Source organism: Rhizobium sp. 01T444 (assembly GCF_056398305.1).
In genome coordinates, this window is record NZ_JBFTPD010000011.1 from 158,874 (window position 1) to 178,913 (window position 20,040).

The 20,040-nt window shown below is 59.6% G+C and carries 19 protein-coding genes; 14 read left to right on the top strand and 5 right to left on the bottom strand.

Annotation, left to right across the window (positions count from 1 at the left end; genetic code table 11):
- Window positions 1–31: 31 nt before the first annotated feature.
- Window positions 32–370: a hypothetical protein gene (locus AC1DTN_RS17175; protein ID WP_007825505.1), complete on the top strand. Its 339-nt coding sequence runs from the start codon at window positions 32–34 to the stop codon at window positions 368–370.
- A 69-nt stretch (window positions 371–439) separates the two neighbouring features.
- Window positions 440–607 carry a Flp family type IVb pilin gene (locus tag AC1DTN_RS17180; RefSeq protein WP_007825504.1) on the top strand — a complete coding sequence of 56 codons (168 nt, stop codon included), beginning with the start codon at window positions 440–442 and terminating at the stop codon, window positions 605–607.
- Between the two features lie 13 nt (window positions 608–620).
- Here the strand turns inward: AC1DTN_RS17180 and AC1DTN_RS17185 are convergent, their stop codons facing one another.
- Window positions 621–1,505: a methyltransferase domain-containing protein gene (locus tag AC1DTN_RS17185; RefSeq protein ID WP_477921893.1), complete on the bottom strand. Its 885-nt coding sequence runs from the start codon at window positions 1,503–1,505 to the stop codon at window positions 621–623.
- Between the two features lie 196 nt (window positions 1,506–1,701).
- Here AC1DTN_RS17185 and AC1DTN_RS17190 point away from each other — a divergent pair, with 196 nt between their 5' ends.
- From AC1DTN_RS17190 to AC1DTN_RS17205, 4 genes are read left to right on the top strand one after another with little or no spacing between them, the layout of a single operon-like run.
- On the top strand, window positions 1,702–2,463 hold the full coding sequence (locus tag AC1DTN_RS17190) for a ComF family protein (RefSeq protein WP_477921880.1): 762 nt from the start codon (window positions 1,702–1,704) through the stop codon (window positions 2,461–2,463).
- A gap of 32 nt (window positions 2,464–2,495) precedes the next feature.
- Window positions 2,496–2,753, top strand: coding sequence for a glutaredoxin 3 (grxC, locus tag AC1DTN_RS17195; protein ID WP_477921881.1), 258 nt, complete (start codon window positions 2,496–2,498; stop codon window positions 2,751–2,753).
- A 9-nt stretch (window positions 2,754–2,762) separates the two neighbouring features.
- Complete coding sequence (locus tag AC1DTN_RS17200; protein WP_477921882.1) at window positions 2,763–3,620, top strand: carbon-nitrogen hydrolase family protein; 858 nt, start codon at window positions 2,763–2,765, stop codon at window positions 3,618–3,620.
- The gene (locus AC1DTN_RS17205; RefSeq protein WP_037101528.1) at window positions 3,617–4,045 is read left to right on the top strand and encodes a DUF1178 family protein; all 429 of its coding nucleotides are present in this window, start codon (window positions 3,617–3,619) and stop codon (window positions 4,043–4,045) included. Before AC1DTN_RS17200 ends, AC1DTN_RS17205 begins: the two co-directional genes overlap by 4 nt.
- Window positions 4,046–4,088: 43 nt before the next feature.
- On the opposite strand, the gene ubiG is transcribed toward AC1DTN_RS17205, so the two are convergent.
- A complete protein-coding gene (ubiG, locus tag AC1DTN_RS17210) occupies window positions 4,089–4,835 on the bottom strand; it encodes a bifunctional 2-polyprenyl-6-hydroxyphenol methylase/3-demethylubiquinol 3-O-methyltransferase UbiG (protein WP_477921883.1) in 747 nt (248 codons plus the stop codon).
- Window positions 4,836–5,005: 170 nt separating this feature from the next.
- Window positions 5,006–5,506 (bottom strand): BA14K family protein, encoded by a 501-nt coding sequence (locus AC1DTN_RS17215; protein WP_310384776.1) that lies wholly within the window; start codon window positions 5,504–5,506, stop codon window positions 5,006–5,008.
- A gap of 408 nt (window positions 5,507–5,914) precedes the next feature.
- On the opposite strand from AC1DTN_RS17215, the gene AC1DTN_RS17220 reads away from it, so the two are divergent.
- From AC1DTN_RS17220 to clpB, 8 genes are all read left to right on the top strand, one after another.
- Window positions 5,915–7,189 (top strand): aspartate kinase, encoded by a 1,275-nt coding sequence (locus AC1DTN_RS17220; protein ID WP_007825494.1) that lies wholly within the window; start codon window positions 5,915–5,917, stop codon window positions 7,187–7,189.
- A gap of 90 nt (window positions 7,190–7,279) precedes the next feature.
- Entirely contained in the window at window positions 7,280–9,547 is a 2,268-nt protein-coding gene (ptsP, locus tag AC1DTN_RS17225; RefSeq protein ID WP_477921885.1) for a phosphoenolpyruvate--protein phosphotransferase, read from the top strand.
- Between the two features lie 28 nt (window positions 9,548–9,575).
- Window positions 9,576–10,655 (top strand): peptide chain release factor 1, encoded by a 1,080-nt coding sequence (gene prfA / locus AC1DTN_RS17230; RefSeq protein ID WP_477921887.1) that lies wholly within the window; start codon window positions 9,576–9,578, stop codon window positions 10,653–10,655.
- Window positions 10,652–11,521: a peptide chain release factor N(5)-glutamine methyltransferase gene (gene prmC / locus AC1DTN_RS17235; RefSeq protein WP_477921888.1), complete on the top strand. Its 870-nt coding sequence runs from the start codon at window positions 10,652–10,654 to the stop codon at window positions 11,519–11,521. The genes prfA and prmC overlap by 4 nt, the downstream gene beginning before the upstream one ends.
- Before the next feature lie 345 nt (window positions 11,522–11,866).
- On the top strand, window positions 11,867–12,571 hold the full coding sequence (locus AC1DTN_RS17240; protein WP_477921889.1) for a DUF4167 domain-containing protein: 705 nt from the start codon (window positions 11,867–11,869) through the stop codon (window positions 12,569–12,571).
- A gap of 192 nt (window positions 12,572–12,763) precedes the next feature.
- Window positions 12,764–14,170, top strand: a complete 1,407-nt coding sequence (locus AC1DTN_RS17245; RefSeq protein ID WP_477921890.1) for a DUF1254 domain-containing protein — start codon at window positions 12,764–12,766, stop codon at window positions 14,168–14,170.
- A 182-nt stretch (window positions 14,171–14,352) separates the two neighbouring features.
- Window positions 14,353–14,556, top strand: a complete 204-nt coding sequence (locus AC1DTN_RS17250; protein ID WP_310384764.1) for a hypothetical protein — start codon at window positions 14,353–14,355, stop codon at window positions 14,554–14,556.
- Between the two features lie 271 nt (window positions 14,557–14,827).
- The gene (gene clpB / locus AC1DTN_RS17255; RefSeq protein ID WP_439016693.1) at window positions 14,828–17,431 is read left to right on the top strand and encodes an ATP-dependent chaperone ClpB; all 2,604 of its coding nucleotides are present in this window, start codon (window positions 14,828–14,830) and stop codon (window positions 17,429–17,431) included.
- Between the two features lie 70 nt (window positions 17,432–17,501).
- On the opposite strand, the gene AC1DTN_RS17260 is transcribed toward clpB, so the two are convergent.
- Entirely contained in the window at window positions 17,502–19,445 is a 1,944-nt protein-coding gene (locus AC1DTN_RS17260; RefSeq protein ID WP_477921891.1) for a M23 family metallopeptidase, read from the bottom strand.
- 393 nt (window positions 19,446–19,838) lie between these two features.
- Window positions 19,839–20,040 (bottom strand): hypothetical protein (locus AC1DTN_RS17265; protein ID WP_477921892.1); only part of this gene is annotated, 202 nt, incomplete at its 5' end.

Genomic DNA, 20,040 nt, shown 5'->3' on the forward strand with positions numbered 1-20,040 from the left:
CTGGCGTGTGTGTATTTAAGGGCTTGACGTCATGGACGACGATTTCTGGAAAGCTGTGCGCGAAAAGGAACGTGCTTCTTCGTCTGCTTCACGCAGGACGGGGGCGCTCAATATTGCCCTTCTCTTCGGTACAGCCGTAGTGGCGCTGACCCTTATCCTGACGCCGATGCTGGCGGATTCTTCCAAGAAGAGCGTGCTCGCCAGCGCGCCGGCGGATTTCGACACGATCACCACCGGCTCTATCCCGAAGACCGAGAATGGCCCGAAGAGCGAGAACGGCAAGCGCTATACAATCCGCCGCAGCGTGCTCCAGGATACTCCTGGTTCGGTCTGTGTCGTCCAGGGCTACGGCGTCGGCGCCGGCTGCTGAGGAAATGAAGCTCCCGTCCCTGGGGGCCATGAGTTTCATTGCAGTCTTGCGCGCAGAAGGGTTGGGTTGATGAATTTGCTGAAGAAATTTCTGGCAGACAGAAGCGGTGCGACGGCGATCGAATATGGATTGATTGCAGCGCTGATGGCGGTTGCCCTCATTGGGGGCCTGGGTGTGTTCACCAATGGCCTGCGCGGCGTGTTCAACACCGTCGAGAATAACCTGACGATCAACTGAGCTATTCGTTAGCTCACTGCCTGAGCTTCTGCTCTTCCACCTTCAGTGCGTCAGCAAGCCGCGCCTTGGCCGTTCCTGGCTTCAGCGGCTGCTGCTGGCTTTCATGCGGTGCCCATCCCGACACATAGATCACTGAAAATGTCGCGCGGATGCGGCCGTCGGGGTCCGAATAGCGCTCGGCATAGATTTCAGCGGCGCGCAGGAAGAAGGCGCGTGTCAGTGGCTTGCGGCTGCGCGCAACGAGCGGATTGGCCATGCCCATCGCTCTCAGGTCGCGCATCAGCGGAAAAATTGAATCATAGCGTACCGTATAATTCTCCGCGTCGATGACGGGCAGCGCAAAGCCTGCGCGCTGCAGCAGACCGCCCACATCGCGGACATCGGCGAAGGGGATGACGCGCGGGCTTGCACCACCGGTCATCTCGATCTCGGTCGCGAGCAGCGCCTCGCGCAGTTCCTGCAGCGTACCGGCGCCCGGAATGGCGGCCAGGAACAGGCCGTCCGGCTTCAACGCGCGGCGGATCTGGATGAAGACGCCGGGTGTGTCGTTGGTCAGGTGCAGGTTGAGCGGTGCAATTACCAGATTGGCCGATTGAGGCGCGAGCGGCACGTCTTCGAGCGGTGCTTCGAGAAAAGGTTCGCCCGGCGCGACATAGTGCATATCGCTTTCCACGCGGGTGAGGCTGCCGACCTTGCCGGTCGCGATCGCCGCACGGGCGGCCGCGCCTGTGGTGCCGTGCAGTTCCACCGCAAGTTCGAAGTTGCGCTCCACGACGGCCAGGCGGTCTGCCAATTCCTCGGCGGCGATATCGAGCAGGAAGCCTGCTTTCGGGTCGTTATTTGCGAGCGCGCGCCGACGGTTCGCGGCGATCTGCGCCTTGTCGAAGATGATATCCATGGCGATGTCCATATTCCGCCATCCGGCAGGCGGCAAGGCGATTTTCCTTTGTCGCGTGACGCGCTAAGCGCGTCGCGATCTTTGATATCCGCCTGCCACGCTTCAGGTCTTCGTTTTTTACGCATGTCGTTATCGCAAAACCGCTACACAGTTTTGCGCGACATGCTTTAGTCTGCCTCATATGGGGACGATCAAGATGAAAAGTGAGACGGGGCGGATATTCGCGCAGCTTCTGCGGCCCGTTTCCATGCTTGCCGATCTTGTCTATCCGCCGTCCTGTGCGGCTTGCGGTGTTTCGACAGGCGGCCATCGCGGGCTCTGTGCCAAATGCTGGTCCGAGGTCCGCTTCATCGAGCGGCCCTATTGCGAGGTGCTCGGCCTTCCCTTTTCCCATGATCTCGGGGCCGGCATTCTGAGCGCAGAGGCGATCGCCAATCCGCCGCCCTTCGATCGGCTGCGTTCAGCAGCCACCCTCGACCATGCCGTTCGCACTCTTGTACACGGCCTCAAATACCGCGATCGAACCGATCTCGCGCCGATGATGGCCGGCTGGATGCTGCGCGCGTCGGACGGCATGGTCGAACGCTGCGATGCCGTCATTCCGGTTCCGCTTCATCGCACCCGCATGGTCTCGCGCAAATTCAACCAAGCCGCGGAGCTTGCCCGACATTTGGCGGGGCTTGCAGGAAAACCGCTGTTGCCGGGGACGCTTCTGCGTGTGAAGCGTACCAGCCAGCAGGTTGGTCTTGGTATACGGGCGCGCGAGGACAATGTCCGTGGCGCTTTTGCGGTCGCCGCGGGCAGGGAAAGCGATGTCTTCGGCAAACGCATCGTGCTTGTCGACGACGTCTTTACGACAGGGGCGACGGTTGGTGCGGCAACGCGCGCGCTGCGAAAGGCGGGGGCTGCCGATATAACGGTTTTGACCTTTGCAAGGGCTATTGCAGAAACTATATGACAGAAAGAAAACAGCACTGTCTGGAGACCTTCATGATACCCGTTGCCATCTATACGCGTCAATTCTGCGGCTATTGTGCACGCGCCAAATCTCTTCTTGAAGAGAAGGGCGTCGACTATGTCGAACATGACGCGACCTTCTCGCCCGAGCTTCGTCAGGAAATGCTTGGCAAGTCGAACGGCCGCACCACCTTTCCGCAGATTTTCATCGGCAGCACGCATGTCGGCGGTTGCGACGATCTCTACGCGCTCGATCGGGCAGGCAAGCTCGATCCGCTGCTGGCGGCCTGAGGAAGAGCGATGAGCTTCACAGCCGCCGCCATCCAGATGTGTTCCGGTGTCGATCCGGAGCGGAATGCCGCTTCGATGGCGCGCCTCGTCCGAGAGGCTGCTGCAAAGGGCGCAACTTACGTGCAGACGCCTGAAATGACCGGCATGTTGCAGCGTAACCGCGCTGCGGCAAAGGAAGTGCTGCGTGACGAGAGCAATGACATCATTGTCAAAACCGGCTCGGCGCTTGCGGCCGAACTCGGTATCTTCATGCATGTTGGCTCGACGGCGATTGCGCTCGACGACGGCAAGATGGCCAATCGCGGTTTCCTCTTCGGACCTGACGGCAAGATCCTGAACCGTTACGACAAGATCCACATGTTCGATGTCGATCTCGACAATGGCGAGAGCTGGCGCGAAAGTGCGGCTTACAGGCCGGGTTCGGAAGCGCACGTTCTGTCGTTGCCGTTTGCCGAGATGGGGTTCACCATCTGTTACGACGTGCGTTTCCCGCAGCTTTTCCGAGCGCAGGCGGTTGCCGGTGCCGAAGTGATGACCGTTCCGGCCGCTTTCACGAAGCAGACAGGCGAGGCGCATTGGGAAATCCTGCTGCGGGCGCGCGCCATTGAAAATGGTGTCTTCGTCATCGCCGCAGCGCAGGCGGGCCTGCATGAAGACGGACGCGAGACATTCGGCCATTCGATGATCATCGACCCCTGGGGCAAGGTGCTGGCGTCCGCCGGCCCGACCGGCGAGGCGGTCATTTTGGCGGAGATCGATCCGGCGGCTGTGAAAGCCGCCCATGACAAGATTCCGAACCTTAAGAACGGCCGGGAGTTTTCCATCGAGAGGATTGCGGGGGAAATTACAGGAGGCGTAGCAGCTTGATCCGCTATTCCCTTATTTGTGAGAATGCCCACGAATTCGAAGGCTGGTTTTCTGAAGGCGCCGATTTTGACCGGCAGGTCGCAAGCGGCTTTCTGACCTGCCCTGTCTGCAATTCCGCTTCCATCTCCAAGTCACTCATGGCTCCCTCCGTCTCGACCGCGCGCAAGAAGGAAGAGATGCAGACGGTCGCGATGGACACGGCCCGCCGCGAAGCCTTCCTGAAGCTCAAGGAAGCTGTCGCTGCGATCAAGGCGAATTCCGAGGATGTCGGAACCCGATTCCCCGAGGAAGCTCGCAAGATCCACTACGGTGAGGCGGATGCCCGCGGTATCATCGGCCAGGCAACGCCCGACGAAGCTGAAGCGCTGGTGGAAGAAGGCATCGAGATCGCTGCCCTGCCGGTCTTGCCCGAAGACGTGAACTGATATGCGGGCGGCCGGTCTTTTATAATTTTGGCCTGCGGTGCGATCAGGCCGGCCGTTTTGCCAGCAGCATGTAATTCACATCCATGTCCTTCGACAGGTTCCACTGGTTTGCCAGCGGATTGAAGAAGACGCCCGTGCGGTCGACAATCTCGAGACCGCTTGCGGCAAGCGACTTTTCCAGTTCTTCCGGGCGTACCAGCTTCTCATACTGATGCGTGCCGCGCGGCAGCCAACGCAGGACATTTTCGGCAGCGAAAATGGCAAGTGCTGCCGCCTTCATGGTGCGGTTGATCGTGGCGACGAACATCAGGCCGCCCGGCCGGACCATGCTGGCGCAGGTATTCATGAAAAGCTCGACATCGGCCACATGCTCCACCACTTCCATGTTGAGCACGAGATCGAAGGTCTCGCCTGCCTCGGCAAGCTGCTCGGCGGTGACGGCGCGATAGTCGACCGCAACACCCGATGCCTTGGCATGGGTGGAGGCGATGCCGATATTCTTTTCCGAGGGATCGGCGCCGACGACTTCAGCGCCCATACGGGCGACCGGCTCCGACAAGAGGCCGCCGCCGCAGCCGATATCGAGCACGCGCAGGCCTTCAAGCGGCTTGGCACTCTTCGGACTGCGCGAAAAATTCTCTGCTGCCCTGTCGCGGATATAGGCCAGGCGAACAGGATTGAACTTGTGTAGCGGCTTGAACTTGCCCGTCGGGCTCCACCACTCGGCTGCCATGGCGGAAAAGCGATCGACTTCGCTCTGGTCGATGGTGGTCTTTGCCGCTTCGTTCATCTGCCGCTCCTTCATGTCCTTTCAGTGAAGTCGGACGATCGAGGCGATAAGTCAAGGGCGCTCAGGTCGCACCGGGGGGCTTGGCAAGGACCGTAAAAAAATAGAGTAAGTCTGAAGGCAATAAAAACCCCCGCGTCTTCGCGGGGTTTCGGATCCAAGATGATGCCGATTTAGCGGCACTGACGGCGCGGGCCGTACGTGGGCTGGTATGTGTTATCGTATGCGCGGTACGAGCGATAACGGCTGTAGCAGTATTCGGCATGCGAACTGCCCGCACTCACGCGCGGCTGCGAGGCTATGATACCACCGATGATCGCGCCGGCGGCCAGGCCACCGATAATGGCGCCAGTATTGTCATGGCGGCGATAATAGCGGTCGCGGTAGTAGCGGTCCCCATTATAGCGGTCGCCGTAATAGCGGCGGTCCCTGTCCCACCCGCGGTCGTAGCGATAACGGTCCGAATAGCGGTAATTGCGGCCCCAACCTTGGTTATAACGAGGGCATTTCGTGAAGTTGTTGCAGCCCACCTGAAGAAGCTCGGCCTGGTCGCCGGCGGTTTGGGGCTGCGCTGCCGACTGAATCGGGTTTGCCGTGTAGGCCGGCCCTGCCCAGGCAGGAATTCCGGAGAATGCGGTCGCTATCGACAGTGCAATTATCGCTAATCTTCTCATTCTACTCACCAGCTTTCTTGACACATCTATTCCGGTTTAAACGCATTTGGCGCCTTTAAGTTCAACGCCTCCATGCCCTCGCATTACCGACATGGTAGATAGGGCGCTTTGCAGCAGTCGCAGGGACCATTTCTGACGAAATCCTGCCACTTCCACTTCACCCTTTGCCCGCCCTTGCCACCCCCTGTCAAACTCGCTAAGAGACGCGCCAACTTTCGTCCTTGGTTGGCGGGGCTTTAGAAGCGTTCCAGAAACCAGTATTTCCGGGCTCTTCGGCCATTTGACAGCTGGGGTTTTCTGATGTCCGGGAGGGCAACACGTCTCCCGGCAGTTTGTGAATGGCGCGTGGCGTGCCGGGGAAGCAAATCCCGTTTTCCGGCAATCGCGCGCGGGTCGTGGTAGAGGCTTATGGCACGCATCGTTATGAAATTCGGCGGAACCTCCGTCGCTGATCTGGATCGCATCAAGAACGTTGCCCGCCATGTGAAACGTGAAGTCGATGCCGGCCATGAGGTGGCGGTCGTCGTTTCCGCCATGTCCGGCAAGACCAACGAACTGGTCGGTTGGGTCCAGAATACGCCGAAGGTGATCGGCGCCAACTCGCCCTTCTACGATGCGCGCGAATACGACACCATTGTCGCTTCCGGCGAGCAGGTCACGTCAGGTCTTCTGGCGATTGCGCTGCAGAGCATGGGCATCAATGCCCGTTCCTGGCAGGGCTGGCAGATCCCGATCCGCACCGACAACGCACATGGCGCGGCGCGCATCATGGAAATCGACGGCGCCGATATCATCAAGCGCATGGGCGAGGGGCAGGTTGCTGTCGTCGCCGGCTTCCAGGGGCTCGGTCCTGATAACCGTATCTCGACGCTCGGACGCGGCGGATCAGACACGTCGGCAGTGGCGATTGCGGCCGCCGTGAAGGCCGATCGTTGCGACATCTATACCGATGTCGACGGTGTCTACACGACCGACCCGCGCATCGAGCCCAAGGCACGGCGCCTGAAGAAGATCGCTTTCGAAGAAATGCTGGAAATGGCGTCGCTCGGCGCCAAGGTTCTTCAGGTGCGCTCGGTCGAGCTTGCCATGGTGCACAAGGTACGCACCTTCGTGCGTTCGTCTTTCGAGGATCCCGATGCTCCGGGCATGGGCGACCTCTTGAACCCGCCCGGAACGCTGATTTGTGACGAGGATGAAATCGTGGAACAGGAAGTAGTCACCGGCATCGCCTATGCCAAGGATGAGGCTCAGATCTCGCTTCGCCGTCTTGCCGACCGGCCGGGTGTTTCCGCCGCGATCTTCGGGCCGCTTGCCGAGAGCCACATCAATGTCGATATGATCGTCCAGAACATTTCCGAAGACGGTTCGAAGACCGATATGACCTTCACCGTGCCCTCGGGCGATGTGGAGAAGGCCATCAAGGTTCTCTCCGACAATAAGGACAAGATCGGCTACGACGTCGCGCAGAGCGAATCGGGTCTGGTAAAGGTCTCGGTCATCGGCATCGGCATGCGCAGTCATGCGGGCGTTGCAGCGACTGCCTTCCGGGCACTTGCCGAAAAAGGCATCAATATCAAGGCAATTACAACCTCAGAGATCAAGATTTCGATCCTGATCGATGGTCCCTATGCAGAACTCGCTGTCAGAACTTTGCATTCCTGCTACGGTCTGGATAAGAATTGATTCCCAGCGGGCGGCCTGCCCCTTCAGGTTGAAGATGCGGCCGGGTTTTCTGGCCGCACTAAGCGTTTGTTTCGGGGAGCTTGAGACGCAATGAGAGACCTTTCCGGCGGTCCGCGCGTGCTGCTCAAGCGGCTGCGCGAATTGATGGCGGAACCGCTGGAGCCGCAGGAGCGACTCGACCGGATCGTGCGCCAGATCGCCAGCAACATGGTGGCGGAGGTTTGCTCCGTTTACGTGCTGCGCGCCGATGGCGTTCTCGAGCTTTATGCTACCGAAGGTCTCAATAAGGAGGCCGTCCACCTCTCGCAACTGAAGATGGGACAGGGCCTCGTCGGCACGATCGCCGCATCGGCCCAGCCGCTCAATCTTTCCGACGCGCAGTCGCATCCGGCATTCCGCTACCTACCGGAAACGGGCGAAGAGATCTATCATTCCTTCCTCGGCGTGCCGATCCTGCGTACGGGACGCTCGCTCGGCGTTCTCGTCGTGCAGAACAAGGCGAGCCGCAATTATCGCGACGAGGAGCTGGAAGCGCTCGAGACGACGGCGATGGTTCTCGCCGAGATGATCGCGACCGGTGAACTGAAGAAGATCACGAAGCCGGGCCTGGAGCTCGATCTTACCCGCTCGGTCACGGTCGATGGCGATACGTATAATGACGGGATCGGCCTTGGTTACGTCGTGCTCCACGAGCCGCGCATCGTCGTCACCAACCTGCTCAACGAAGATGCTGAGAAGGAAATCCGGCGGCTGGCGGAAGCCATGGGCTCGCTTCGGATTTCCATCGACGACATGCTGTCGCGCCGCGATGTGTCGATGGAAGGTGAGCATCGCGAGGTACTCGAAACCTATCGCATGTTCGCCCACGACCAGGGCTGGGTGCGCAAGCTGGAAGAGGCGATCCGCAACGGCCTGACGGCGGAAGCCGCCGTCGAGAAGGTCCAGAGCGACACCAAGGCGCGCATGATGCGCCTGACCGATCCCTATCTGCGCGAGCGCATGCATGATTTCGAGGATCTGGCGAACCGGTTGCTGCGCGTGCTGACGGGCTATACCGGCCGCACGACGGCTGAGGGCTTTCCGACCGACGCCATCATTCTGGCGCGGGCCATGGGTGCCGCCGAACTGCTCGATTATCCGCGCGCCAATGTGCGTGGGCTGGTGCTGGAAGAAGGCGCGGTGACGAGCCATGTGGTGATTGTCGCGCGTGCCATGGGCATTCCCGTTATCGGCCAAGCGGCGGGTGTCGTGGCGCTTGCCGAAAACGGCGACGCCGTCATCATCGACGGCGACGAAGGGCATGTGCATATCCGGCCGATGCCGGAGCATCAGCGCTCTTATGAAGAAAAGGTCCGTTTCCGCGCTAGGCGGCAGGAGCAGTTCCGGGCGCTGCGCTCCGTCGAGCCGGTCACCCGGGACGGGCAGCGCATCCAGCTTCTTATGAATGCCGGCCTGCTGGTCGACCTGCCGCAACTGGCGGAATCTGGAGCAGAGGGTATCGGCCTATTTCGCACCGAGCTGCAATTCATGATCGCCTCGACCATGCCGAAGGCGGAAGAGCAGGAAATGTTCTACCGCAATGTACTGAAGCAGGCAGGCGGCCGTGTCGTGACCTTCCGCACGCTCGATATCGGCGGCGACAAGGTTGTTCCCTATTTCCGCGGCCACGAGGAAGAGAACCCGGCGCTCGGCTGGCGGGCAATCCGTCTGTCGCTCGACCGGCCGGGATTGTTGCGCACGCAGCTGCGCGCCATGCTGAAGGCTGCGGCGGGCGCCGAGCTGAAGCTGATGGTGCCGATGGTGACTGAGGTTTCTGAACTCAGGCAGGTGCGCGAACTCCTGCAAAAGGAAGTGCAGCATCTTTCGCGTTTCGGCCACGGCCTGCCGCGCAAGCTGCAATTTGGCGCGATGCTGGAAGTACCGGCGCTGCTCTGGCAGCTCGATGAGCTGATGGATGCGGTCGATTTCGTCTCCGTCGGTTCCAACGATCTCTTCCAGTTTGCCATGGCTGTTGATCGCGGCAATGCGCGGGTTTCCGAGCGCTTCGATCCGCTGGAACGGCCGTTCCTGCGTCTCCTGCGCGATATCGTGCGCGGTGCGGATCGCAACAAGACGCCGTTAACGCTCTGCGGCGAACTGGCAGGCAAGCCGCTTTCGGCCATGGCGTTGCTCGGTGTCGGGTTCCGCTCCATCTCCATGTCGCCGGCTTCGATCGGACCTGTCAAAGCGATGTTGCTCGGCCTTGATGCTGAGGCGCTGACGAAGGCTGTCAATGAGGCGCTGGACGACCGGAATGCGACCGTGCCGATGCGCGAGGTGCTTGCCCGCTTCGCCGAGAGCCACAATATTCCCCTTTAGACATACATAAGAAGAATTGGAGTAAGGGGTGGCGAAGCTTCCCATTGAAAAGATGCGCGAGCTTGAGCGCCGCTTCGGCGAGATCGAAGCGCGCATGTCGGCCGGCCCTTCGGCCGACGTCTATGTAAAGCTCGCGTCTGAATATTCAGAACTGCAGCCCGTCGTTACCAAGATCCGCGCCTATCAGAAGGCCGTCGGCGAGCTTGCCGATCTGGAGGTGCTGCTCGAGGACAAGTCCGTCGACCGCGACATGCGTGAGCTTGCCGAACTCGAGCTGCCTGACGTGAAAGAGCGGATCGAGGTGCTGGAGAACGAAATCCAGATCCTGCTGCTGCCGAAGGATGCGGCCGACGAAAAGAGCGCGATCCTGGAAATCCGCGCCGGCACCGGCGGCAATGAGGCGGCCCTTTTCGCTGGCGACCTTTTCCGTATGTATGAGCGCTATGCGTCAACGCACGGATGGAAGGTGGAAGTGCTGTCGTCAAGCGAAGGTGAAGCCGGTGGCTACAAGGAAATCATCGCGACGATCACTGGCAAGGGCGTCTTTGCCAAGCTGAAATTCGAATCCGGCGTGCACCGTGTGCAGCGCGTACCGGAGACGGAAGCAGGAGGGCGCATTCACACCTCGGCTGCGACGGTTGCCGTTCTTCCCGAAGCGGAGGAGATCGATATCGAAATCCGGCCGGAAGATATCCGCATCGATACGATGCGCTCCTCGGGTGCGGGCGGCCAGCATGTCAATACAACGGACTCGGCGGTGCGTATCACCCACCTGCCCACGGGTATCGTTGTCACCAGCTCGGAAAAATCGCAGCATCAAAACCGCGCCAAGGCCATGCAGGTGCTTCGGTCGCGTCTCTACGATGCCGAGCGGCAGAGGGCCGATAGCGAACGTTCGGCCGACCGCAAAAGCCAGGTCGGTTCCGGCGACCGCTCGGAGCGCATCCGCACCTACAATTTTCCACAGGGACGCGTGACCGACCATCGCATCAATCTGACGCTCTACAAACTCGACCGGATGATGATCGGCGAGATCGACGAAGTGGTGGATGCGCTGCTTGCCGACTACCAGGCGAGCCAGCTGGCGCAGCTTGGCGAACAGCAATGACCGCATCCGGGCCGACGGTTTCCGAGATGCTTGCCGAGGCCCGGCGCCGCTTCATGGAAGCCGGCATTGCCGATCCACAGACCGATGCACGGTTGCTGATTTCGGGACTGCTGAAGCTTTCGCCGACCGAGATGCTGACGGCGGCTCGCGAGCCGGTTTCGGAGGAGCAGGCAGGCAGTATCGGCCGCGCTATCGAAAGGCGGCTGAAGCATGAGCCGGTGCATCGCATTCTCGGAGAGCGAGAATTCTACGGCCTGCCGCTTTCGCTGTCCGCCGGCACACTGGAGCCGCGGCCCGATACGGAAATCCTCGTCGATGCGATCATTCCTTATCTGCGCGATCTTGCAAAGACGGAAAGCAGTATCCATATCCTCGACATAGGAACCGGGACTGGGGCGATCTGCCTTGCGCTCCTCAATGAATGTCCGGAAGCATCAGGCATCGGCAGCGACATTTCGACCGATGCACTTGAGACGGCAAGATCAAACGCAGAAAGAAACGGATTGCAGGACCGATTCACGACCATTCGATCGAACTGGTTCGAGAACATCCATGGGACGTTTCATGCGATTGTCTCAAATCCGCCCTATATTGCTTCCAATGTCATTCACGATCTCGCTCCCGAAGTGACGAAATTTGATCCGGCTGCAGCTCTGGACGGCGGCTCGGATGGGCTTGACGCCTACAAAGCCATAGCAAAGGATGCGGGAAGGTTCGTACGGCCAAATGGAATCGTCGGACTGGAAATTGGCTATGATCAACGAAGCGATGTGACGGCGATCTTTGAAGCGGAAGGCTTCAAGTGCGTCAAATCCGTGAAAGATTATGGCCAGAATGACAGAGTGCTCGTGTTCTCGCTGGCATGACCGGCGACAAATTGCAGCATCTAACTGGACATTATTGCTATTGCGAAGAAAAGGCTTGGATTTCCCGAGGAAGCAATATAGGTTGCCCTCACGCGTTGGGCGCATAGGAATGGACGAGATTCGTTCGGTACTTGCTCAGCCTCGGGGGTCCGCTCTTTTAAACGAGAGTTTCAAAGGTTGAACACGACCCAATGCGTGAATCAGTCAAACTGACTTGAAGACAAGCGGCAGGTCGGCGCGAAGGCGCACTATGCTTGCGGCACGAAGGCCCTGATCCGGATGGACCGGTCTTGGCGGTTGGTGCCATGTATCCAATCACAAACAGAGAATTCAGGTGAACGATCGATGAGGCCAGGACAGCAGAACAAGCGCGGTCGAGGGCGTGGCAATAACAACAACAATAACAATGGCGGCGGTGGAAATAACAACAATAATAATTTCAACCGTAAGGGTGGGAACCCGCTGACCCGGACCTACGACAGCTCCGGCCCCGATGTTAAGATTCGCGGCACTGCCCAGCATATCGCTGAAAAATATGCGCAGCTTGCCCGTGATGCGCAGAGCTCCGGCGACCGCGTCATCGCTGAAAACTATCTGCAGCACGCCGAACACTATAACCGCATCATTGCCGCCGCCCAGGCGCAGATGCAGGAACGCTTCCAGCGCGACGACCGCCAGGATTACAATGATCGGGACGGTGCGGACCGTGATGGCGACGATATGGATGCGGGTGACAATGACGACGTCGTCATCGTTCAGCCGCCTCACCAGCAGCAGCGCGAACAGCAGCAGGCTGCTCCGGTAGCGGCGCCGGTGCAGCAGGCGGAAGCGATTGACGGAAGTGGCCCTCAGCCGGAAATCGACGGTATTCCCGCCGAAGTCGCGATGGAAGACGAAGGCTCTGCTGCACCGCAGCGCGAGCGCCAGCCCCGCCGTCGCAATGCCGGCAGCCGCCCGCGCCGTCCGCGTCGCGGTGCTGAAGGTGAGGCCGCCGGTGAGGAAGGCGCTTCCGCGGAAGCCCCTGTTCTAGCTGAAGCTGCTTCCGAATAAGCTTGCTTCAATCGTAGAATTTGAAAGGCCGCCTTTCCGGGCGGCCTTTTCTTTTGCGGGGCGCCTGCTGCTTTCGGTTGCTGCGACTATTGTGAGGACGCGTTTACACGCGAATTTACAGTAACGTACTTCCGCATTCAGCCCTCGAGGCATTCACTCCAGGACACCTGTCGGGACCGGAGGAACGCCATCATGAAGTATCTTGTGTTCTTGTTCATGCTGCTGGTCGCAGCCTCCGCCCATGGCGCGGAGAAGGCAGCACAGCAAGCCTTCGACAATGAGATCGAGCGGAAGGCCGTCCAGGCTGTCGTATGGGGAATTCCTGTCGTCAATTATGACCTGATGCGCCAGGAGATGCTGACCAAGACGCCAGGCAAGGTTGGGCAGGTCATCTATTGGGGCCGGCCACTGGATTGGAAGAACCAGACGCTGACGCCCAATCCCGATGCTCTCTATTTCATGGCTTTCTTCACCACGAGGGATGGTCCCGTTGTTCTCGATCTGCCGGCTGCAGAGAGCGGCGCCTCTTTCAACGGCAACATCGTCAATGCCTGGCAACTGCCGCTCGAGGACGCCGGCTTGCTCGGAATCGATAAGGGCAAGGGCGGAAAATTCGTGATCCTGCCGCCCGGCTACAGGGACAGAGTGCCGGACGGATTCATTCCGCTGCAGTCGGAAGTCTATGGCGGCTACATGCTCTTTCGTTCGAATCTGAAGAGCCACGGCGATGCCGATGTGCAGGCATCGATCGACTATGGCAGGAAGCTGAAAGTCTATCCGCTTTCGGCGGCAGGCAATCCGCCGGAAACCGTCTTCACCGACGTGAAGGACATTCTGTTCGATTCCACCATCAAATGGGATGCGAGCTTTTTCGACAATCTGAACCGTATCGTCCAGGAAGAACCGTGGATCACGCGCGACCGGGTGATGATCGATCAGCTGAAATCTCTCGGTATCGAGAAGGGCAAGCCCTTTATGCCGGATCAGCATGTGAAGTCACTGTTGACCGCGGGCATCAAGGAGGCGCAGGCGCTTCTGGAGGCGAAATACGATGCCGGGCTGCCGCCCTTCTTCACCGACAAGAGCCGCTGGACCTTTCCGGCCTATCCCGATCTCATCAAGGCCGCCCAATTCAATTTCGATGAACCGGACGCCTATCCCGTCGATCATCGCGGCGTTGCTTACAGCTATGCCTATATCGGCATCAAGCGGCTGGGCGCAGGCCAATTCTATTCGATCTCGATCCGCGACAAGGACGGGAATGATTTTGACGGTGGCAAGACCTATCGCCTCAACGTTCCGCCAAATGTGCCCGTCGAGCAGTACTGGTCGGTGACGGCCTATGACCGGCAGACGCATGCGCTGATCAAGAATGTTTCGCGCGCGAGCCGCTCATCGCAGATTTCTGAGCTCGTCAAGAACGAGGACGGCTCCATCGACCTCTATTTCGGACCAAGCGCGCCGAAAGGTAAGGAGGCCAATTGGGTACCGACCGACCCGAAGCGGAAGTTTGAGCTGATGTTCCGCGCTTATGGTCCAACCAAGGACTTCTTTGACAAGAAATGGGTGCTGCCGGATGTCGCGCCGATGAGCAAGTAAGGCTGAGAGGCAATCTGCTCTCACAAGCCGGGCAATCAAAGCTACCCTGGAGATAGGTCGATGATCAGCGGACTACATTTCGCGAGATGCGGGATTGGGCTTTTCCTGTTCGGGTCTTTCCGAGCTTCGGCGTCATCGCTCATTACTGCGTGGGTGCGCGATGGCCGACCGGCGAGTTGTTCATGCAGAATATTACGCTCTGGTGGGCATGCCCATGGACATTGTCGATCGCGGCGGTCCAGGCCGGTGGCCTTGGCATGGTCGCGATCGGGCTGACCATGACGGTGATGGAGCGTGCATCCCTACCGCTTCGAGCATCCGGCTTGCCGCCTCTTCTATGTGTGGTGGGTCTGCTCAGCTTTTTGATGGGACGTCAAATTGGATGACGGCGCGGAACACTTCAAGGCGTCATCGGCTGTTCTTTCGGGAGAAACCGATGGGGAGCCAGGAAGACATGGCTGCAGGGGGAGGCCGCTTTGAACTGCTGGTTTTTCCCTTGCCCGCCCCTTTAAACTATTGGGATTCTCCACCATATCCTGCCCAGGTTGTTTGCCGCAAATCCCAATGGCGACAAACAGGGCTTGCCTTTTGAGGGAGCTCAATCTCAATCATCGGTCTGTGCCTTATGAAGGGCAGGGCGATTCATGGAGGTAACATATGAATATCGAAAAATACTCCGAGCGGGTGCGCGGTTTCGTTCAGTCCGCCCAGACCTATGCGCTGGCGCAAGGGCACCAGCAATTCACCGCAGAACATGTGCTGAAAGTCCTACTCGATGACGATCAGGGCATGGCCGCTTCGCTGATCGAGCGCGCCGGCGGCGACGCAAAGGCCGCTCGGCTCGCCAATGATGCCGCACTTGCCAAACTGCCGAAAGTTTCCGGCGGCAACGGCAACATCTATCTTGCCCAGCCACTCGCCAAGGTCTTCTCCACTGCGGAAGAGGCGGCGAAGAAAGCCGGCGACAGCTTCGTGACGGTCGAGCGTCTGCTGCAGGCACTGGCGATCGAAACCTCTGCCTCGACCTATCAGTCGCTGAAGAATGCCGGGGTGACCGCACAGGCACTCAACCAGGTCATCAACGAAATCCGCAAGGGTCGCACCGCCGATACGGCGAGTGCTGAGCAGGGTTTCGACAGCCTGAAGAAATATGCGCGCGATCTGACGAGCGATGCCCGCGAAGGCAAGCTCGACCCGGTTATCGGCCGCGACGACGAAATTCGCCGTACGATCCAGGTTCTCTCGCGTCGCACCAAGAACAATCCTGTCCTGATCGGTGAGCCGGGCGTCGGTAAGACGGCGATCGTCGAAGGCCTTGCGCTGCGCATCGTCAATGGCGACGTACCGGAAAGCCTGAAGGACAAGAAGCTGATGGCGCTCGACATGGGTGCCCTGATTGCCGGTGCGAAGTTCCGCGGCGAGTTCGAAGAGCGCCTGAAGGCTGTGCTGAACGAGGTTCAGTCGGAGAACGGCGAGATCATCCTCTTCATCGATGAAATGCACACGCTTGTCGGTGCCGGCAAGGCGGATGGGGCAATGGATGCCTCCAACCTGCTGAAGCCTGCTCTTGCCCGCGGAGAGTTGCACTGCGTTGGCGCAACCACGCTCGACGAATACCGCAAGCATGTCGAGAAGGATCCGGCCCTTGCCCGCCGTTTCCAGCCGGTCATGGTCGAAGAACCGACGGTCGAGGATACGATTTCGATCCTGCGCGGCCTGAAGGAAAAGTATGAGCAGCATCACAAGGTGCGCATCGCCGATGCTGCGCTGGTTGCTGCTGCAACGCTTTCGAACCGTTATATCACCGACCGGTTCCTGCCGGACAAGGCGATCGATTTGATGGACGAGGCGGCTGCCCGCCTGCGCATGCAGGTGGATTCCAAGCCGGAAGAACTCGACGAGCTCGACCGTCGCATCATCCAGCTGAAGATCGAGCGTGAGGCGCTCAAGAAGGAAACCGACGTGGCTTCCGCTGACCGGCTGAAGCGGCTGGAAGGCGAGCTCGTCTCTCTTGAGGAAGAAGCCGACGCGCTGACGGCCCGCTGGCAGGCGGAAAAGCAGAAACTCGGCCTTGCCGCTGACCTTAAGAAGCAGCTCGACGATGCCCGCAACGAACTGGCAATCGCCCAGCGCAAGGGTGAATTCCAGCGCGCCGGCGAGCTCGCCTATGGCGTGATCCCCGATCTCGAAAAGCAGCTGACTGAGGCTGAAAGCAAGGAAGACAACAGCCGCAACGCGATGGTGCAGGAGGTCGTGATCCCTGACAATATCGCCCATGTCGTTTCCCGCTGGACCGGCATTCCTGTTGACAAGATGTTGGAGGGCGAACGCGACAAGCTGCTCCGGATGGAAGACGAACTGGCGAAGTCGGTGATCGGCCAGGGCGATGCGGTTCAGGCCGTATCCCGCGCCGTGCGCCGTGCCCGCGCAGGCCTTCAGGATCCGAACCGGCCGATCGGCTCGTTCATCTTCCTCGGCCCGACCGGCGTCGGCAAGACGGAACTCACCAAGGCGCTCGCCCGCTTCCTCTTCGACGACGAGACGGCGATGGTGCGCATGGATATGTCCGAGTACATGGAGAAGCACTCCGTGGCCCGACTTATCGGTGCCCCTCCCGGCTATGTCGGCTATGATGAAGGTGGTGCGTTGACGGAAGCTGTCCGTCGCCGGCCCTACCAGGTCGTTTTGTTCGACGAGATCGAGAAGGCGCATCCTGATGTCTTCAACATCCTGCTGCAGGTGCTGGACGATGGTCGCCTGACCGATGGTCAGGGCCGGACGGTCGACTTCCGCAACACGATGATCATCATGACCTCGAACCTCGGTGCTGAATACCTGACGCAGTTGCGTGAGGGTGAGGACAGCGAGACCGTTCGGGAGCAGGTGATGGATGTCGTTCGCGGTCATTTCCGGCCGGAGTTCCTGAACCGTATCGATGAGATCATCCTCTTCCACCGCCTGAAGCGTGAGGAGATGGGCGCGATCGTCGATATCCAGCTGAAGCGGCTGATCTCGCTGCTGTCCGAGCGCAAGATCACACTCGATCTCGACGAGGATGCCCGCAATTGGCTGGCGAATAAGGGATACGATCCAGTCTACGGCGCTCGTCCGCTGAAAAGGATGATCCAGAAGTTCGTCCAGGATCCGCTCGCCGAGCAGATCCTCTCGGGTGAGGTACCGGACGGATCGACGGTGACGATCACCAGCGGCTCGGACCGATTGCTGTTCCGGTCGAAACAGACGGTCAACGAAGCGGCATAAGGCTGCGCAGACGAGAATTGAAAATGGCGGCCATCGGGCCGCCATTTTTGTTTTCCGCAGAAGGGGAGAATTATTTGCTCGCGACCTGATCCGTGGCAGGCTGGTTGTTCAGCAGCGTATCGATGCGCTTGCGCTCGTCCTCGAATTTGGCGAGCGCATCACCCTGGAGCGACTTGCCGCCAGGCAGGCGGATGCGCAGCGGGTCGACCTTGGTGCCGTTGACGATCAATTCGTAGTGCAGGTGCGGGCCGGTGGATTCACCCGTGGTGCCCACCCAGCCGATGACCTGGCCCTGTCGCACCTTGGCGCCCGGCACGATGCCCTTGGCGATGGCGCTCTGGTGGTTATAGGAGGATTCATAGCCATTGGCGTGACGGACGATGGTCTGGTTGCCGTAGCCGCCGGAATCCCAGCCTGCCTTTTCAACCGTCCCGTTGCCGGCCGCAATGATCGCCGTGCCGCGGGGGGCCGCCCAGTCGACACCTGTATGCATGCGCGCGAAGCCGAGGATCGGGTGGCGGCGCATGCCGAAGCCGGACTTGAAGATGCCGTTCGGGACAGGATTGCGCAGCAGGAACTGGCGGATGCTCTTGCCGTCCTGATCGAAGTAATCGATCGTGCCATCTTCCGGGTCCTGGAAGCGATAGAAGCGCGTCAACGTATCGCCAAAGCGGGCGTTGACATAGAGAAGATCGGAATCCTCGGTCGCCTGGCCGTTGCTGTCGGTGACGGAGAAGAAGGCTTCAAGATAATCCGTCGGCTTCAACTGCGCCTGGAAGTCGACATTGGCCGCGAGCAGCTTGATGATCAGCGCCGTCATGTCCTTGGTCATGCCATAGGAAAGAGCTGCGCGGTAAATTCCATCGTAAACGCGAGGCAGATTTTGGCCGGCCGGCGGAGCGAAGGAATTGTCCTCAAAGGCGGTGGCGACCGCATCCAGCATCGGCGGTTCGCTGCCGGCCACGAAACGGCCCTTGTCGTCGAGCGCGACGGTAATCAGATGCCGTGTACCGCGATAGATGCTGGCGCGAATGATCTTCGCCTGCTCGCCCTTCTGAATGATACCGATGCGCAGGACGTCGCCCTTCGAAAGCGTATCGGTGCCGAACAGGGGAGCGATATAACCGGACATGCCGTCTGCCTGCGGCTGCGGATAGCCGGAATCGGCGAGCGCCTTAGCGATTGTCGTATCCTGGCGCACCGGCAGGATGTCGTCGGCGAACTCTTCGGTCTGCGGTGTGATGGATTCCGGTGCCGAGACCGTCATGTTTTGCTCGAGTACGCGCGCGGCAAGGCCGGCGGTCAGGTCGACGTCATTGTCCTCGGCGGAGAAACGGCGCGGGTCCACATAGTAGAGCGCGGCAAGCTGGGCATTTCCGTCCGTTAGAACGGAGCCGTTGGAGCGGACGTTTTCCTCGACCTCGTCGAGCGACAGGCCAGGGGCCATGTTGAGGTCGGATTTGTTGGTTGGGAAGGGAATGGTCTTCAGCGCCACTTCGGATTCGACATCGGATCCGTAAATTGCGCCGGTGCGGCTTTGCGGTGCCGGCTGGGGCTCGTCGGCCGAGAAGATCGCCAGTGGATCGAAGTCCGGATAATCCTCAGTCGCGACGTGATTGGCAGCCAACATCATCTTCACATGGGAGAAGGGCTGGCGGCGCACGACTTCCTTCTCGCCGTCATGGACGACGGTCGAGACTTCCATGATGGCACGGTCGGATGGCTTGGCGGCGATGACTGGGGCGATCAGACGACCGCCGCGGGTAACAGACGTATCCTGATGCGCGTCTGCCGACGCGCTTGCATAGGCCTCGGCCGGGATTGCCAGCTGCTGCCGGCCGTCCAGGGCAGCAAAAAGCGCAACACCCATGAGGATCGATGAGGTTATGCCTGTGAGGAACGTGCCCGAAAGCCAGCGAAGCGAAACTTCGCGCCGGTCGGGCGCACGTCTCCCATCTGCCAGAAGCGGAGGCTCGCTGCCCAGCGAGCGGATCATCATTTTCTCCGTCATCATGGCAGTGGAGTTCGCATCCTTACATTCGATGTCGTTATAGGCATCCGCGAGCCGTCCTGGCTGGGGCGAAAGATGTGCATATTTTGGGCACTCAAGTCAAATCACACCAGAATAGGCACTCTACGTGCACATGCCTGCGTGAATCATGCGTGTTTCCTCTGACCAGCAGAATGTGATGATGTCGGGGCAAAGAGGATCAAAATCGTATCTTCCACAGCAAAACCGACAAACAGTCATGTTTTCCGGGCTTCCCCGGTGAGATCGGAATCCGGGAAACGAGCGGATTTTAGAAGCCAATATAAAATCTCTTTTAGAAACAACAGGATGGAAGAAAAGCGATTTTTTTGAAAAAGGCCTGTTGACTGTTTCGATGTGTGAGGCTTATAAGCCCACTCACTGAACGAGGGCGGCGGCGCTGCTGGCGACGAAGTCTTTCGTTCTAAAGAAACTCAAGCGGATTGGCGGAATGCTGGTTTGTTGCTCTTGGCTTAGGTTTGGAGCGGGTTTTGTCGACGGCTTTTTGGTTCGTCTGTTATTTGACAATTGAAGATGAGAAGAAAGAGAAACGTGGGCGGCGGAGCTTGCGGGATCTGAG

Bases quoted from the DNA above. Each gene is read 5' to 3' on its own strand.
- AC1DTN_RS17260 (WP_477921891.1), bottom strand. From the start codon at position 19,445: ATGATGACGGAGAAAATGATGATCCGCTCGCTGGGCAGCGAGCCTCCG.
- clpB (WP_439016693.1), top strand. From the start codon at position 14,828: ATGAATATCGAAAAATACTCCGAGCGGGTGCGCGGTTTCGTTCAGTCC.
- AC1DTN_RS17240 (WP_477921889.1), top strand. From the start codon at position 11,867: ATGAGGCCAGGACAGCAGAACAAGCGCGGTCGAGGGCGTGGCAATAAC.
- ptsP (WP_477921885.1), top strand. From the start codon at position 7,280: ATGAGAGACCTTTCCGGCGGTCCGCGCGTGCTGCTCAAGCGGCTGCGC.
- AC1DTN_RS17180 (WP_007825504.1), top strand. From the start codon at position 440: ATGAATTTGCTGAAGAAATTTCTGGCAGACAGAAGCGGTGCGACGGCG.
- AC1DTN_RS17185 (WP_477921893.1), bottom strand. From the start codon at position 1,505: ATGGATATCATCTTCGACAAGGCGCAGATCGCCGCGAACCGTCGGCGC.
- grxC (WP_477921881.1), top strand. From the start codon at position 2,496: ATGATACCCGTTGCCATCTATACGCGTCAATTCTGCGGCTATTGTGCA.
- AC1DTN_RS17215 (WP_310384776.1), bottom strand. From the start codon at position 5,506: ATGAGAAGATTAGCGATAATTGCACTGTCGATAGCGACCGCATTCTCC.
- prmC (WP_477921888.1), top strand. From the start codon at position 10,652: ATGACCGCATCCGGGCCGACGGTTTCCGAGATGCTTGCCGAGGCCCGG.
- AC1DTN_RS17245 (WP_477921890.1), top strand. From the start codon at position 12,764: ATGAAGTATCTTGTGTTCTTGTTCATGCTGCTGGTCGCAGCCTCCGCC.
- AC1DTN_RS17175 (WP_007825505.1), top strand. From the start codon at position 32: ATGGACGACGATTTCTGGAAAGCTGTGCGCGAAAAGGAACGTGCTTCT.
- AC1DTN_RS17200 (WP_477921882.1), top strand. From the start codon at position 2,763: ATGAGCTTCACAGCCGCCGCCATCCAGATGTGTTCCGGTGTCGATCCG.
- AC1DTN_RS17250 (WP_310384764.1), top strand. From the start codon at position 14,353: ATGCAGAATATTACGCTCTGGTGGGCATGCCCATGGACATTGTCGATC.
- ubiG (WP_477921883.1), bottom strand. From the start codon at position 4,835: ATGAACGAAGCGGCAAAGACCACCATCGACCAGAGCGAAGTCGATCGC.
- AC1DTN_RS17190 (WP_477921880.1), top strand. From the start codon at position 1,702: ATGAAAAGTGAGACGGGGCGGATATTCGCGCAGCTTCTGCGGCCCGTT.
- AC1DTN_RS17220 (WP_007825494.1), top strand. From the start codon at position 5,915: ATGGCACGCATCGTTATGAAATTCGGCGGAACCTCCGTCGCTGATCTG.